Here is a 13,375-nt window from a genome sequence, read left to right as displayed (position 1 = left end):
CGCCGGGCGAGAGGGGAAGTCAGAAGCGTTACGCGTCCGGGAACTCTTTAATCAGGTTTTCGACGTCTTCAACCATATGGTTGTTGCCGACGAAGAAGGAGCGGCGCTGGTGCAGGCTAACCGGGACGATATCGAGAATACGCTCTTTACCGTCGCTGGCCTTACCGCCCGCCTGCTCGGCGAGGAACGCCATCGGGTTGCATTCGTACAGCAGGCGCAGCTTCCCGTCCGGGTGGCTGGCGGTGCTTGGGTAGAGATAAATGCCGCCTTTCAGCAGATTGCGGTGGAAATCCGCTACCAGTGAGCCGATATAGCGCGAGGTATAGGGGCGCTGGGTCGCGATATCCTCTTCCTGGCAAAACTTAATGTACTTCTTCACACCCATCGGGAATTTGATGTAGTTGCCTTCGTTGATGGAGTAGGTATTGCCTTTCTCCGGGAAGCGCATGCGCTCCTGGGAGAGGCAGAATACGCCAAGAGAAGGATCGTAGGTGAAGGCGTGCACGCCGCAGCCGGTGGTATAAACCAGCATCGTGGAGGAGCCGTAAACGACGTAGCCTGCGGCGACCTGTTTACTGCCCGGCTGCAGGAAATCTTCGACGGTGACCGGCGTGCCGACCGGGGTTATGCGACGGTAGATGGAGAAGATGGTCCCGACAGAGACGTTAACGTCGATGTTAGAGGAACCATCCAGCGGGTCCATGAGCACCACGTATTTTGCGTGTTCGCAGCCTTCAAAGACGACGATTTCGTCTTCTTCTTCAGAGGCGATCCCGGCAACAATATCGCGCGCTCGCAGTGCGGCCTTTAATTTTTCATTGGCGAACAGATCGAGTTTTTGCTGCACCTCGCCCTGGACGTTTTCAGCACCGCTGGCACCCAGGATATCGACCAGACCGGCCTTGTTGATATCGCGGTGGATGATCTTGGCGCCTAGTTTTATCGCCGACAACAAAGCAGTTAGCTCGCCGGTTGCGTGGGAGAACTCGTGCTGCTTTTCGACAATAAATTCACCTAACGTTTTCATAACCCGTTCCCTGCATGTTTATGTGAAGTAAAACGAACGCAACAATCTTAACAAAGAATAAAAAAAATACGCACAGGTGAATCGCGCCAGCAAAAAACGGATTCGCCTGAAATGCATTTCTCTGATGCCGAACATAAGGGTAAAATGTGCGCCAGATTAAAGAGGGAAGTGACGAATGCGCATTCATATTTTAGGTATCTGTGGCACGTTTATGGGGGGGCTGGCGATGCTGGCGCGTTCCCTCGGTCATGAGGTAACGGGGTCGGATGCTAACGTCTATCCGCCGATGAGCACCCTGCTGGAAAATCAGGGGATCGATCTTATTCAAGGATATGACGCCAGCCAGCTGGAGCCTCGGCCGGACCTGGTGATCATCGGTAACGCGATGACCCGCGGCAATCCGTGTGTCGAAGCGGTGCTGGAAAACAACATTCCGTACATGTCCGGCCCGCAGTGGCTGCATGATTTCGTCCTGCGCGATCGTTGGGTTGTGGCGGTAGCCGGCACCCACGGTAAAACGACGACCGCCGGCATGGCGACCTGGATCCTCGAAGCCTGCGGCTATCAGCCGGGCTTTGTGATTGGCGGCGTGCCGGGTAATTTCGAGGTCTCCGCGCGCCTGGGCGGCAGCCCGTTCTTTGTTATCGAAGCGGATGAATATGACTGCGCTTTCTTTGATAAGCGTTCGAAATTTGTTCACTACTGCCCGCGAACCCTGATCCTCAATAACCTTGAGTTCGATCACGCGGATATCTTTGATGACCTGAAGGCTATCCAGAAGCAGTTCCATCATCTGGTGCGCATTGTCCCGGGCCAGGGAAAAATTATTCTGCCGGAAAACGACATCAACCTGAAGCAGACCATGGCGATGGGCTGCTGGAGCGAGCAGGAGCTGGTCGGCGAGCAGGGCCACTGGCAGGCGAAGAAGCTCAACGCCGACGCTTCGCAGTGGGAAGTCTGGCTTGACGGTGAGAAGGTCGGGGAAGTGAAGTGGACGCTGGTTGGCGAGCATAATATGCACAACGGCCTGATGGCGATTGCCGCCGCCCGCCATGTCGGCGTGGTGCCGGCAGACGCCGCCAACGCGCTGGGCAGCTTTATCAACGCCCGCCGCCGCCTTGAGCTGCGCGGCGAAGCGAACGGCGTCACCGTGTACGACGATTTTGCCCACCACCCGACGGCGATCCTCGCGACGCTGCAGGCGCTGCGCGGCAAGGTTGGCGGCACTGCCCGCATTCTGGCAGTGCTCGAACCGCGCTCGAACACCATGAAAATGGGCGTCTGCAAAGACGATCTGGCGCCGTCGCTGGGCCGCGCGGATGAAGTCTTCCTGCTGCAGCCACAGCATATTCCGTGGCAGGTCGCCGAGGTGGCTGAAGCCTGCGTGCAGCCAGCCCACTGGAGCGCCGATGTCGACGTGCTGGTGGATATGATCATCAAAACCGCCCATCCGGGCGACCACATTCTGGTGATGAGCAACGGCGGCTTCGGCGGCATTCATCAGAAGCTGCTGGATAAGCTGGCCAGCAAGGCGGCTGCGGCGGAGTAATTCCGACGATCGTCTCTCTGCCCTCCGCGCGAGGGCAGATTTTTTGCCATCCTGGATTTTGTCATGCTCACTTCTGAAAAACTGACCTCGATCGATTCGCCGCACTTTCCCGCGCTCGATGCGCTGTACGTCAAGGCTTTCCCCTGGCACGAGCAGCGCGAGCCGCTGGCTAAACAGCGCGCGCTGCGCGACCCGCACTATGCGCTGGAGGCGTGGTTTGATGACGGCGAGTTTATCGGGCTGAGCGGCAGCTGGCAGTTTGCGGGCTATGGCTACATTGAACATCTGGCGATTGACGACGGCCTGCGCTCGCGCGGTTACGGCAAGCGCCTGCTGGCGGAAATACTGAAGCGTGCGCCGCTGACCATCCTCGAGATCGATCCGCTGACCACGGAAATCGCCCGTCGGCGGCTGCAGTTTTACGCCGCGATGGGCTTTAGCGACAACCCGTGGCCGCACCGTCACCCGACCTATCATTACGGCATCGCCGATCATGCGCTGATGGTGCTGAGCTACCCGCAGGCGATTGACGAGGCGCAGTACCGGCGCTTTGCGCAGCAGCTGCGCCAGGTGGTGATGGCCTAAGCGATATCCCGGCGCTGGCGCCGGGAAGGGGGATGTGCGGTGTCGGCGCTGCCTCTGCGGTAAGCCCGGGAGCAGCGCCTGCCGGGAGGTTACTCTTTGGCGATCGGCGCGTCGTTTTCCGCAACCTTCGCATCGCCCTGGATCGCCGCAATCCTCTGCTCAACCTCGGCAACCTGTTTATTGTTGTGCAGCAGGGTATAGGTCAGATCAAACTGCGCGCTGGCGCCCGGCTGCAGCTGCTTCACGCGTTTCTGCTCGCGCTCAATGGTCACCGGATAGGCATAGCTGGTACCTGGCTCGATGCCGGTAACATAGCCCTGTTTTTGGCTATCGGTGTTTTTCCACAGCGTCAGGACCGGCAGCTGGCGGGTATCAAACTGAATTGACGCGCCTTTATCGCCAGCCTTGTTAACTACCGCCGCCAGCGTTTGGTGATGGTCATCGGCGAGCGGCTGAATATTAAATACCATCTCGTCAAAGTCTTTGGTCGGGCCGGCATAGGTTTGCCACGTTTTCAAACCGGCTTTGGCATAGTCGTTGAACGGGCTGATGCTGGCCATCGGCGCAAGGAAACGCGCGCCTTCTTCGAGAATCGGCGTACCGAAATTGCTGTGGTAGATTATCTGATAATCATGCGGATAATCGGCATGGTTGGTTAAGACATCGTGCAGGCTAAAGCTGTTGCTGCCCGGCACGTAGCGCAGCTCGGTCATGGTCTGCAGATCGGCCTTCTTGAAGGTGCTCTCCTTCACCAGCCCGCGAATGCGAATTTCATACGGCGCGCTATCGGCAACCTCGACCTCAACCTGCGAGGCCGGCGTGTTTCCGGCTTTGCCGTGCAGGGTGTAAATCTGTCCGTCGGCGGTGACCGGATGACCGGTCCATTCGTAGCCGCAGCGCACCATCATCTCATTGAAACCTTCCAGCCAGCCCAGCCCGTTGCGGCTTTCCAGATTAATAAACGCCGGGTTCACCACCTCTTTGACCGGCGAGTCCCAGCCCATCCGCGTGCCGAAACCTTCGATTTTGAGCAAGTTCATGCCGCGAGTCGGGCTGAGCGCGATAGTCAGGCCGTCCTGGCTGCGAATCACGATAACTTTACTCCCCTCCTGCTTGCCGCCGTGGAGCACTTTTTGCTCGATGCTGAAATGGCGATCTTTTATTTTCAGCTGATCGCTGCTTACCTGCCAGTTTCCTTTCTCTGTACTGCTTTCAGCGCTTGTCAGCACCCAGGTTTTTGCCGCGACTTGCCCAGAAATCATCATCGCTACTGCCGTCAACGCTACTATTTTTTTCATTTTTCGTCCCTTTTTGCTGAATCGATATTGTTATCAATGAAAGGAATCTAATAGTTAGCGGATGATGAAAATGTGAAGTGCCTCACCTGGTGAGAATATGCGCGATTTGCTGTTTTTAACTGCGACTGAAGTCCTGTTTTAATGCAATTTGGCGTAATTGTTGCCGATGAAAATGTGAATTTATGCACTATTAGCTTTAACGATTCAGCTTTTATTGGCGGCTGAGGCAGCAAAAAAGTCACGTCTGCTGACGCCTGGCAAAACGGCGCTCAGGCAGGATAAAAACGCAGGTAAGCAGCAGGGAGGCACAAGAGAAGGCAAAGAAAAGGCAAAGAGAAGCAAAACAGGGGCAAAACAGGCGCAAAAAAAGCTGAAAGGCGCTGAACATAGGCCTCAGGATGGCCTGACGGTGGGAACAAAGAGAGCTCCCCTGCGGACGGTGCGGGGAAAGCCAGCCTTCCCGGCAATGCGCACGCATGCCGGGCTACAGGTTAAACGTTAATCAGGTAGCCCGGACAGGCGCGCCGCCTGCGGAGAAGCCAGGCGGGCGGGAGCGAAATTAGCTTTCGCCTTCGGCCAGCTCACGCAGATACTGGAAGATCAGGCGCGCGGACTTCGGCGGCTTGTTGCCTTCTTTCTCTTTTTGCGCGTTACGGATAAGCGAACGCAGCTGCTGACGGTCAGCTTCCGGCCACAGGTTCAGCACTTCCGGCACCGCGTCATCGCCATCGGCAATCAGACGGTCGCGGATCATCTCCAGCTTATGGAACAGCGCAACCTGCTGGTTGTGGCGGTTCTTCAGCTTGTCCAGCGCCTGGCGAATCGGGTCAACGTCGCGGCTGCGCAGCATTTTGCCAATCAGCTGCATCTGGCGGCGGCGGCCCTCTTTCTTGATCCGTTGGGCAAGTTCAATGGCGTCGCGCAGGTCGGTATCGAGCGGGATTTTATCCAGCGCGTTTTTCCCCAGCTCTACCAGTTCCGCGCCAAGACGCTTCAGTTCTTCGGCGTCACGCTTAATTTCACTTTTACTGACCCAGATAATTTCATCGTCTTCATCTTCGACGTCATCACCGGGAACGTCGTCGAGCCAGTCATCGGGCTGCTTTGTCATCTCAGGCTCCTTAAAAAAAGAGGCTAATGTTACCAGTTAAGGCGCGCACTGAAAAACGGTTCTCTGTTAGACTTCAATTAACTCCTTCCTACATTATGGCATTAGCGATGAAAGTCATCTCTCAAGTTGCACAGCAGCGTAAGGCGCTGGAAGAGGCCGTGACCACGGCGCTGGAACTGGCGGCAGGTAAATCAGACGGTGCTGAAGTCTCCGTCAGCAAAACCACCGGCATCAGCGTCAGCACCCGCTACGGCGAGGTGGAGAACGTAGAATTCAACAGCGATGGTGCCTTAGGCATCACCGTTTATCATCAGCATCGCAAAGGCAGCGCCTCCTCAACCGATCTTAGCCCGCAGGCGATTGCCCGTACGGTGCAGGCGGCGCTGGATATTGCCCGCTATACCTCGCCTGACCCGTTTGCCGGCGTTGCCGATAAAGAGCTGCTGGCCTTTGACGCCCCGGATCTTGACCTGTTCCACCCGGCGGAAGTGACGCCGGATCGGGCCATCGAGCTGGCCGCCCGCGCTGAACAGGTGGCGCTGCAGGCCGATAAACGTATCACCAACACCGAAGGCGGCAGCTTCAACAGCCACTACGGCATCAAGGTATTCGGCAACAGCCACGGCATGCTGCAGGGCTACTGTTCTACCCGCCATTCGCTATCCAGCTGCGTTATCGCGGAAGAAAACGGCGATATGGAGCGTGATTACGCCTATACCATCGGCCGCGCGATTGAAGATTTAGCGTCGCCGGAGTGGGTGGGCGACGAGTGCGCCCGCCGCACTCTTTCGCGCCTGGCGCCGCGTAAGCTCTCGACCATGAAGGCGCCGGTGATTTTTGCCAATGAAGTGGCGACCGGGCTGTTTGGTCACCTGGTCGGCGCGATTGCCGGCGGCGCGGTGTACCGTAAATCGACCTTCCTGCTTGACGCCCTCGGCACCCAGATCCTCCCGGACTGGCTGACCATCGAAGAGCATCCGCACCTGCTGAAAGGGCTGGCGTCAACGCCGTTCGACAGCGAAGGCGTGCGTACGGAGCGTCGCGACATCATTAAGGACGGCATTCTGACGCAGTGGCTGCTGACCAACTACTCGGCGCGCAAGCTGGGCATGAAGAGCACCGGACACGCGGGCGGCATCCACAACTGGCGAATCAACGGCCGCGGCCTGAGTTTTGAAAAGTTGCTTAAAGAGATGGGCACCGGGCTTGTCGTCACCGAACTGATGGGGCAGGGTGTCAGCGGTGTGACCGGCGATTACTCGCGCGGCGCGTCCGGTTTCTGGGTGGAGAATGGTGAAATTCAGTATCCGGTAAGCGAAATCACCATCGCCGGAAATCTGAAAGATATGTGGCGTAATATCGTGACCGTCGCCGACGATATCGAAATGCGCAGCAACATCCAGTGCGGTTCCGTGCTGCTGCCAGAGATGAAAATCGCCGGGCAATAACGGCGTGTTATACCGGATTATTCAGGCCTCGGCTTGAGCAATAACGGGTATAGAAAGGCGCCCAGGTGGCGCCTTTTCCTTATGCTTAAATAATAAAAAAGGAAGTGAGCAATGCGTAAAAAACTGTTAGCAGCGCTGGCTGTCTCAGCCCTGGCGATGGGTTCAGCGTCGGCGTTTGCCGCCGATCTGGGCGAGGATATGGATACTATCGCGCAGAATCTGCAGGTGGTGCAGAAGACCGCGGATGCCGGCGAGCTGAAAGCGGCGCTGACGAAGATGCGCGACGCCGCCGTCGATGCGCAGAAAGAGACCCCGCCGAAGCTGGAAGGCAAAGCGGCGGACAGCGCGGAGATGAAGGACTATCGCCACGGCCTCGATATCCTGATTGGCCAGATTGACGGCGCCCTGAAGCTGGCCAATGAAGGCAAGGTCAAAGAGGCGCAGACCGCTGCGGAAGCGTTCAAAACCACCCGTAACACCTACCACCAGAAGTACCGTTAAGATCTTTTCCAGGAGGTATCAGCCGGTACCTCCTGCACGTCGTCTTCGCACAAAACCCAATCCCTGTCACATTTTCCCGCTCTTCTCTGCCGCCGTTTCGGCCGCTTGCGCACGCTAATTTAATGACGTTCTTGTGACTCTCCTCACGCCGTTCTGCCGAAAATGGCAGATTTAGGCCAATTCTGTGCAATGGATCGCATCGTCCGGCGGCCTTTCCACTTCGAAGTGGAAAACAACTCGCTACAAACTCCTCACCCCCGGCGTTAGTTTTGTCCCCAGAGACATCAACGGGGTAAGACAAGTGAATAACGGAGCGGTAACACACGACGTAGGGGAGCAGGCAACGCAAACCGAGCAGCTGGCTGAGAAGATGCTGCAGCAGGTTTATACCCTGCTAGGTCGCCGTAACATCATCCCCAACGCCGTCCAGGAGCAGATGCTGACCTCCCACGTGCGGGCTATGGCCCACCGGTCAATTAGCGGCGAGCCGCTGCCGGAAGTGGATGCCAGCCTGTTTGAAGAGATTTCACAAGATTCAATGATGCTGGCCCGCGAAGTGGTCGCGCAGTTCGGCAACCTGCCAGAAGAAGAGTCCTGGCTGCTGTCCGTCCACTTCGAAGTCGCAAAAGAAAACCTGTAAGGAGCTAAAAAATGGAACAAATCACCGTAGTAATTGGCGATCGCCTGGGTAAAGGGCAGAAAGTTGCCGCTGGCGCGGAAAAAGCCGGAGCTCGTGCAGTCGTGGTACCGGGCGTTGCCGCTGATATGAAGCTGGGCGACATGATGAAAGCAGAGAACGCCACCTTCGGCATCTCCTTCTGCGGCAGCGGCGGCGCAGGCGCCATCACCGCGCAAAATAAATATGGCTACAAAGCGAAATACGGCATGCGTTCCGTTGATGAAGGCGTCACCGCTATCAACGAAGGCTACAACGTTCTGGGCTTCGGCTTTATGGATAAAGAAGAGCTGGGCGAGCGCCTGGTAGAAGCCTGGAAAAAGAAATACGGCGCCTGAGTATGAAAGAGCAATTCACCACCACGGTGAGCGTTACGGGCAAAGGCGAGAGCAAGACAAGGGCGTTCGCCGATGCCCTGAACCACGTGCAGGCGGCGGTGATGAAAACCTCGCCGCACATCTTACTGCGTATTGAGCCACAGGATGTGGAGGTTGTTCATGCGCGTGAAGCGGTGCGCAAAGAAGCGTTTTTATTCTTCTTTTTGCGCCGTGAACGACGGACCTACAGCGTGGAGCTGAACGTCACCGTCAACGTGACCGCCATTAATCTCGATAAAGTGGATTTCGTCACGCAAACCTGATTTTCACCATAGGGTTAAACTATGTTCCTGATAATTTTAATAAAATCGCTCATTATCGGCGGCCTGGTCGGCGTCGGTGTGGGCGCCGGAGCGGCACGTATGTTTCATGCGCCCACCACGCAAGGGATGGGTGCATTTCGTACGTTGGGCGAGCTGAACTCCTGTGAAGGCGATCCGGCTTCCCACTTCTCCTTTGGCCTCGGCTTCTTCTTTAACGCCTGGGCCTCTTCCGTCGCAGCAGGCTCCTTCACCCAGGACGTCGATCACCGCATCATTCCTAACTGGGGCGCCGCGGCGCTGATGCTGAAAAACCGCAACGTCGGCGAGACGCTGCACGATCCGAAGAAGATGGCGATTGCCTGCGGCGTTATCGGCATGTTCGTGGTCTCCTTCCTTAACCTGACCGCCTCTTCCGTGCCGGAAGCGCTGCAGGTCACCGCCGTTAAGGTCCTGGTTCCCGCTGCTAACCTGCTGGTTAACACGGTGATGCCGGTTATCTTCTGGCTGGCGGCTATTGATGCCGGCAAAAAGTCGGGCTTCTGGGCCACCATTTTCGGCGGCGCCGCGCAGCTAATTATGGGTAACGCCGTTCCGGGTCTGGTGCTGGGCATCCTGATCGGTAAGGGCGTCGAAGAGAGCGGCTGGCACCGCGTCACCAAAGTGATGATGTCCGCCATTGTTGCGCTGTTCGTGCTGAGTGCCTTCTTCCGCGGCTTCGATATTAAGACCCTGGAGTCCTTCCACCTGGGCGTACCGAACTGGCTGGATCTGATTCACAATTCGCTCAGCGGCAAATAACAGGAGCCTCTCAATGGAACAGAATAAAGGTTTTTGGTATGCCGACTGGTCGTTCCCGATCTTCGTTGGCCTGCTCTCCTCCGGCGTCTTCGCCGGGACACACATGTATTACCTCTACGGCATCGGCGCGTTTAACGAAGTGGCCTTCGTGGCCATGCTGAAAGCGGGCATTGATACCGGCGCCTACGGGGCGGTCGCGGCGTTTGGCGCCAGCTTCCTGTTTGCGCGCATCATTGAAGGCTCGCTGGTGGGGATCCTTGATATCGGCGGCGCGATTCAGACCGGTATCGGCCTCGGCGTGCCGGCGCTGCTGCTGGGCGCGGGCTTCGTCTTCCCGGTGGCTAACTTTGCCGCCTCGCTGGCTACCGGCCTGGCGCTGGGCCTCGCCGTCGGCTACATCATCATCCTGGCGCGTAAGTTCACCATTAATCAGAGCGACTCCACCTACGGTGCCGACGTCATGATGGGGGCGGGTAACGCCTCTGGCCGCTTCCTTGGGCCGCTGATTATCCTCAGCGCGATGACCGCATCGATTCCTATCGGTATCGGTTCTCTGGTGGGCGCCCTGCTGTTTTACATCTGGCAGAAGCCGATCACCGGCGGCGCCATCCTTGGCGCGATGATCCTCGGTTCCCTTTTCCCGATTGCTATTGGTTAAGTCCTGCGGGCGCGCGAGCGCCCGCTTTAACAGGAGAGACCCATGTTTGATTTACTCCTGCGCCGTGCGCGCCTCGTCGACGATACCCTGACCGATATCGCCATTCAGGACGGGAAGATTGCGGCGCTGGGCGAGATTAGCGCGCCTGCGCGCAAAACCGTTGAGCTGGACGGCCGCTGCTACGCCAGCGCCGGCTGGATTGATTCCCACGTTCACTGCTACCCGAACTCGCCGATCTATTACGACCAGCCGGACAGCGTGGGCATTGCCACCGGGGTGACCACGGTGATTGATGCCGGCAGCACCGGCGCGGACGATATCGACGACTTTTATCAGCTGACCCGCAGCGCGGCCACCGAGGTCTTTGCGCTGCTCAACATCTCCCGCGTCGGGCTGATCGCCCAGAACGAGCTGGCTAATATGGCCAACGTCGATGCCGATGCGGTAAGCCAGGCGGTGAAGCGCCACCCAGACTTTATCGTCGGCCTGAAGGCGCGCATGAGCAGCAGCGTGGTTGGCGACAACGGCATTACTCCCCTCGAGCGGGCGAAGGCGATGCAGCGCGAAAACGGCGGCCTGCCGCTGATGGTGCACATCGGCAACAACCCGCCGAACCTCGATGAAATTGCCGACCTGCTGAGCGCGGGGGACATCATCACCCACTGCTATAACGGCAAGCCGAACCGCATTCTGACCGCGTCCGGCGAGCTGCGCGCCTCGGTGACCCGCGCCCTGAAGCGCGGCGTGCGCCTTGACGTCGGCCACGGCACCGCCAGCTTCAGCTTTGAGGTGGCGCGCCGGGCAATAGCGCTGGGCATTCTGCCGCAGACCATCAGCTCCGATATTTACTGCCGCAACCGTATTGACGGCCCGGTGCGTTCGCTGGCGCTGGTGATGTCGAAGTTTCTCGCCATCGGCATGTCGCTACCGCAGGTGGTGGAGTGCGTTACCGCCGGCGCCGCCGACGGGCTGCGCCTGACGCAAAAAGGGCGCCTGGCCGTGGGCTACGACGCTGATTTAACCCTGTTTGCTCTGCAGCATGCGCCGACGGTACTGGTCGACGCCGAAAAAGAGAGCCTGCAGGCTGACACTATTCTGGTGCCGCTTGCCGCGATTCGCGCAGGCAAGGGCTATCTGACCGAACAAGGGAGCGCGGAAAATGCCTTCGATTTTTGAAAAGTACAATTTAAAACAAGTGATTAATACATCAGGCCGCATGACGGCGCTGGGCGTATCCACGCCGCGCCCTGAAGTGGTCGAAGCCGTGATGAGCGGCATGAACCACTACTTCGAAATGAAAGACCTGGTCAATAAAACCGGCGAGTACATCGCCAACCTGCTGGACGTCGAAGGGGCCACCGTTGTCTCCTGCGCCTCCGCGGGGATCGCCCAGTCGGTAGCGGCGGTACTGGTGAAAGAGAGCAGCTGGCTGCTGGAGAACCTTCACGTCACGCCGATCGAAAACAACGAAATCGTCCTGCCGAAGGGCCATAACGTCAACTTCGGCGCGCCGGTGGGATCGATGGTGGCGCTGGGCGGCGGCAGGCTGGTGGAAGCGGGTTACGCCAACGAGTGCTCCGCCGATCAGCTGGCGGCGGCGATCACCCCGCGCACCGCGGCGATCCTCTACATCAAATCGCACCACTGCGTGCAGAAAAGCATGCTCAGCGTTGAGCAGGCGGTGGTGGTGGCGCGTAAGCACAACCTGCCGCTGATCGTCGACGCGGCGGCGGAAGAAGATCTGCAGTGCTACTACAGCGCCGGCGCCGACCTGGTAATTTACAGCGGCGCCAAAGCGATTGAGGGCCCAACCAGCGGCCTGGTGATCGGTAAAACGCAGTACGTGGAGTGGGTCAAACGCCAGTCAGGCGGCATTGGCCGGGCGATGAAGGTCGGTAAAGAGGGCATTCTTGGCCTGACCTGCGCGATTGAACACTACCTGACGGCGCGCAAGGAGAGCGGCGATGAGATGGTGGCGAAGATGACGCCGTTCATTAACCAGCTCAACGCCCTCAACGGGGTGAGCGCGCGGGTGGTCTGGGACAGCGCCGGTCGCGATATCGCGCGGGCGGAAATTAAGTTTACTGAAGCCGTGACCGGCATCGCCACCGGCGAGCTGGTTGAGGCGCTGAAGCAGGGCGAATACGCCATCTACTTCCGCGGCTATAAGGCCAACGAAGGCATTATTGAGGCCGACGTGCGCAGCGTTACCGCACAGCAGCTGGAGATCGTCTCCCGCCGCATCGGCGAAGTTCTGAACAAGGAGAAGAAAGCATGAAACTGACCCCGAATTTTTACCGCGATCGCGTGTGTCTGAACGTCCTGGCGGGCAGCAAAGACAACGCCCGCGACATCTACGAAGCGGCGGAAGGTCATGTTCTGGTCGGCGTGCTCTCTAAAAATTACCCGGACGTGGCGAGCGCGGTGGCCGATATGCGTGAATACGCCCGGCTTATCGATAACGCGCTGTCGGTGGGCCTCGGCGCGGGGGATCCAAACCAGTCGGCGATGGTCAGCGAGATCTCCCGCCAGGTGCAGCCGCAGCACGTCAACCAGGTCTTTACCGGCGTCGGCACCAGCCGCGCGCTGCTGGGGCAGAGCGAAACCGTCGTCAACGGCCTGGTGTCGCCGACCGGCACGCCGGGGATGGTGAAGATCTCCACCGGCCCGCTGAGCAGCGGCGCCGCGGACGGAATTGTGCCGCTGGAAACCGCCATTGCGTTACTAAAAGATATGGGCGGCAGCTCAATCAAATACTTCCCGATGGGCGGCCTGAAGCACCGCGATGAGTACCTCGCCGTCGCGCAGGCCTGCGCCCGTCACGATTTCTGGCTGGAGCCGACCGGCGGGATCGATCTGCAAAACTACGGCGAGATCCTGCAGATCGCGCTGGACGCCGGCGTCAGTAAAATCATCCCTCACATCTACAGCTCTATTATTGATAAAGAGAGCGGCAACACCCGTCCGGCGGACGTGCGTCAGCTGCTGGAGATGACCAGGGCGCTGGTTAAATAGTCATTGCTCTGCCGTCCCCCGAACCTCGCCGCAAGGGCGGGGCGGGGGATGGCCACTCACACCTCACCG

Annotated in this window: 15 protein-coding genes; 12 read left to right on the top strand and 3 right to left on the bottom strand. The window is 58.5% G+C overall.

Annotated elements, in window-relative coordinates:
- Window positions 1-28: 28 nt before the first annotated feature.
- Window positions 29-1,027: a class 1 fructose-bisphosphatase gene (gene fbp / locus RTE01_RS12580; protein WP_041143752.1), complete on the bottom strand. Its 999-nt coding sequence runs from the start codon at window positions 1,025-1,027 to the stop codon at window positions 29-31.
- Between the two features lie 175 nt (window positions 1,028-1,202).
- On the opposite strand from fbp, the gene mpl reads away from it, so the two are divergent.
- Together mpl and RTE01_RS12570 are read left to right on the top strand one after the other, a co-directional pair.
- Window positions 1,203-2,576 carry a UDP-N-acetylmuramate:L-alanyl-gamma-D-glutamyl-meso-diaminopimelate ligase gene (gene mpl / locus RTE01_RS12575; RefSeq protein ID WP_041143753.1) on the top strand — a complete coding sequence of 458 codons (1,374 nt, stop codon included), beginning with the start codon at window positions 1,203-1,205 and terminating at the stop codon, window positions 2,574-2,576.
- A 63-nt stretch (window positions 2,577-2,639) separates the two neighbouring features.
- Window positions 2,640-3,161: a GNAT family N-acetyltransferase gene (locus RTE01_RS12570; protein WP_115193724.1), complete on the top strand. Its 522-nt coding sequence runs from the start codon at window positions 2,640-2,642 to the stop codon at window positions 3,159-3,161.
- 89 nt (window positions 3,162-3,250) lie between these two features.
- On the opposite strand, the gene RTE01_RS12565 is transcribed toward RTE01_RS12570, so the two are convergent.
- Both RTE01_RS12565 and yjgA read right to left on the bottom strand, forming a co-directional pair.
- Entirely contained in the window at window positions 3,251-4,459 is a 1,209-nt protein-coding gene (locus tag RTE01_RS12565; RefSeq protein WP_041143755.1) for an aldose 1-epimerase family protein, read from the bottom strand.
- Window positions 4,460-5,018: 559 nt separating this feature from the next.
- Window positions 5,019-5,570 carry a ribosome biogenesis factor YjgA gene (gene yjgA, locus RTE01_RS12560; RefSeq protein ID WP_041143756.1) on the bottom strand — a complete coding sequence of 184 codons (552 nt, stop codon included), beginning with the start codon at window positions 5,568-5,570 and terminating at the stop codon, window positions 5,019-5,021.
- Between the two features lie 95 nt (window positions 5,571-5,665).
- Here yjgA and pmbA point away from each other — a divergent pair, with 95 nt between their 5' ends.
- The 10 genes from pmbA (at window position 5,666) to dagF (ending at window position 13,306) form a co-directional block, all read left to right on the top strand.
- Window positions 5,666-7,018 carry a metalloprotease PmbA gene (pmbA, locus tag RTE01_RS12555; RefSeq protein ID WP_041143757.1) on the top strand — a complete coding sequence of 451 codons (1,353 nt, stop codon included), beginning with the start codon at window positions 5,666-5,668 and terminating at the stop codon, window positions 7,016-7,018.
- Between the two features lie 111 nt (window positions 7,019-7,129).
- The gene (gene cybC / locus RTE01_RS12550; protein WP_041143758.1) at window positions 7,130-7,519 is read left to right on the top strand and encodes a cytochrome b562; all 390 of its coding nucleotides are present in this window, start codon (window positions 7,130-7,132) and stop codon (window positions 7,517-7,519) included.
- Between the two features lie 301 nt (window positions 7,520-7,820).
- Complete coding sequence (locus RTE01_RS12545) at window positions 7,821-8,159, top strand: glycine dehydrogenase (protein ID WP_041143759.1); 339 nt, start codon at window positions 7,821-7,823, stop codon at window positions 8,157-8,159.
- Between the two features lie 11 nt (window positions 8,160-8,170).
- Window positions 8,171-8,533, top strand: a complete 363-nt coding sequence (locus tag RTE01_RS12540; protein ID WP_076947013.1) for an SFCGS family glycine-rich protein — start codon at window positions 8,171-8,173, stop codon at window positions 8,531-8,533.
- Between the two features lie 2 nt (window positions 8,534-8,535).
- Window positions 8,536-8,835 (top strand): DUF4312 family protein, encoded by a 300-nt coding sequence (locus RTE01_RS12535; RefSeq protein ID WP_041143761.1) that lies wholly within the window; start codon window positions 8,536-8,538, stop codon window positions 8,833-8,835.
- A gap of 21 nt (window positions 8,836-8,856) precedes the next feature.
- Entirely contained in the window at window positions 8,857-9,633 is a 777-nt protein-coding gene (locus tag RTE01_RS12530; RefSeq protein WP_041143762.1) for a DUF4311 domain-containing protein, read from the top strand.
- A gap of 13 nt (window positions 9,634-9,646) precedes the next feature.
- The gene (locus RTE01_RS12525) at window positions 9,647-10,291 is read left to right on the top strand and encodes a DUF4310 family protein (RefSeq protein WP_032689791.1); all 645 of its coding nucleotides are present in this window, start codon (window positions 9,647-9,649) and stop codon (window positions 10,289-10,291) included.
- A 42-nt stretch (window positions 10,292-10,333) separates the two neighbouring features.
- A complete protein-coding gene (locus tag RTE01_RS12520) occupies window positions 10,334-11,467 on the top strand; it encodes an amidohydrolase/deacetylase family metallohydrolase (RefSeq protein WP_123552844.1) in 1,134 nt (377 codons plus the stop codon).
- Window positions 11,451-12,569, top strand: coding sequence for a DgaE family pyridoxal phosphate-dependent ammonia lyase (locus RTE01_RS12515; protein ID WP_141335062.1), 1,119 nt, complete (start codon window positions 11,451-11,453; stop codon window positions 12,567-12,569). The genes RTE01_RS12520 and RTE01_RS12515 overlap by 17 nt, the downstream gene beginning before the upstream one ends.
- Window positions 12,566-13,306, top strand: coding sequence for a 2-dehydro-3-deoxy-phosphogluconate aldolase (dagF, locus tag RTE01_RS12510; RefSeq protein ID WP_041143765.1), 741 nt, complete (start codon window positions 12,566-12,568; stop codon window positions 13,304-13,306). The genes RTE01_RS12515 and dagF overlap by 4 nt, the downstream gene beginning before the upstream one ends.
- The last annotated feature ends 69 nt before the right edge of the window (window positions 13,307-13,375 follow it).

It is taken from the genome of Klebsiella terrigena (assembly GCF_006539725.1).
GTDB classification, from domain to species: domain Bacteria; phylum Pseudomonadota; class Gammaproteobacteria; order Enterobacterales; family Enterobacteriaceae; genus Klebsiella; species Klebsiella terrigena.
The sequence above is the reverse complement of the archived record's forward strand: the minus strand, read 5'-3'. Positions and strand labels throughout refer to the sequence as shown.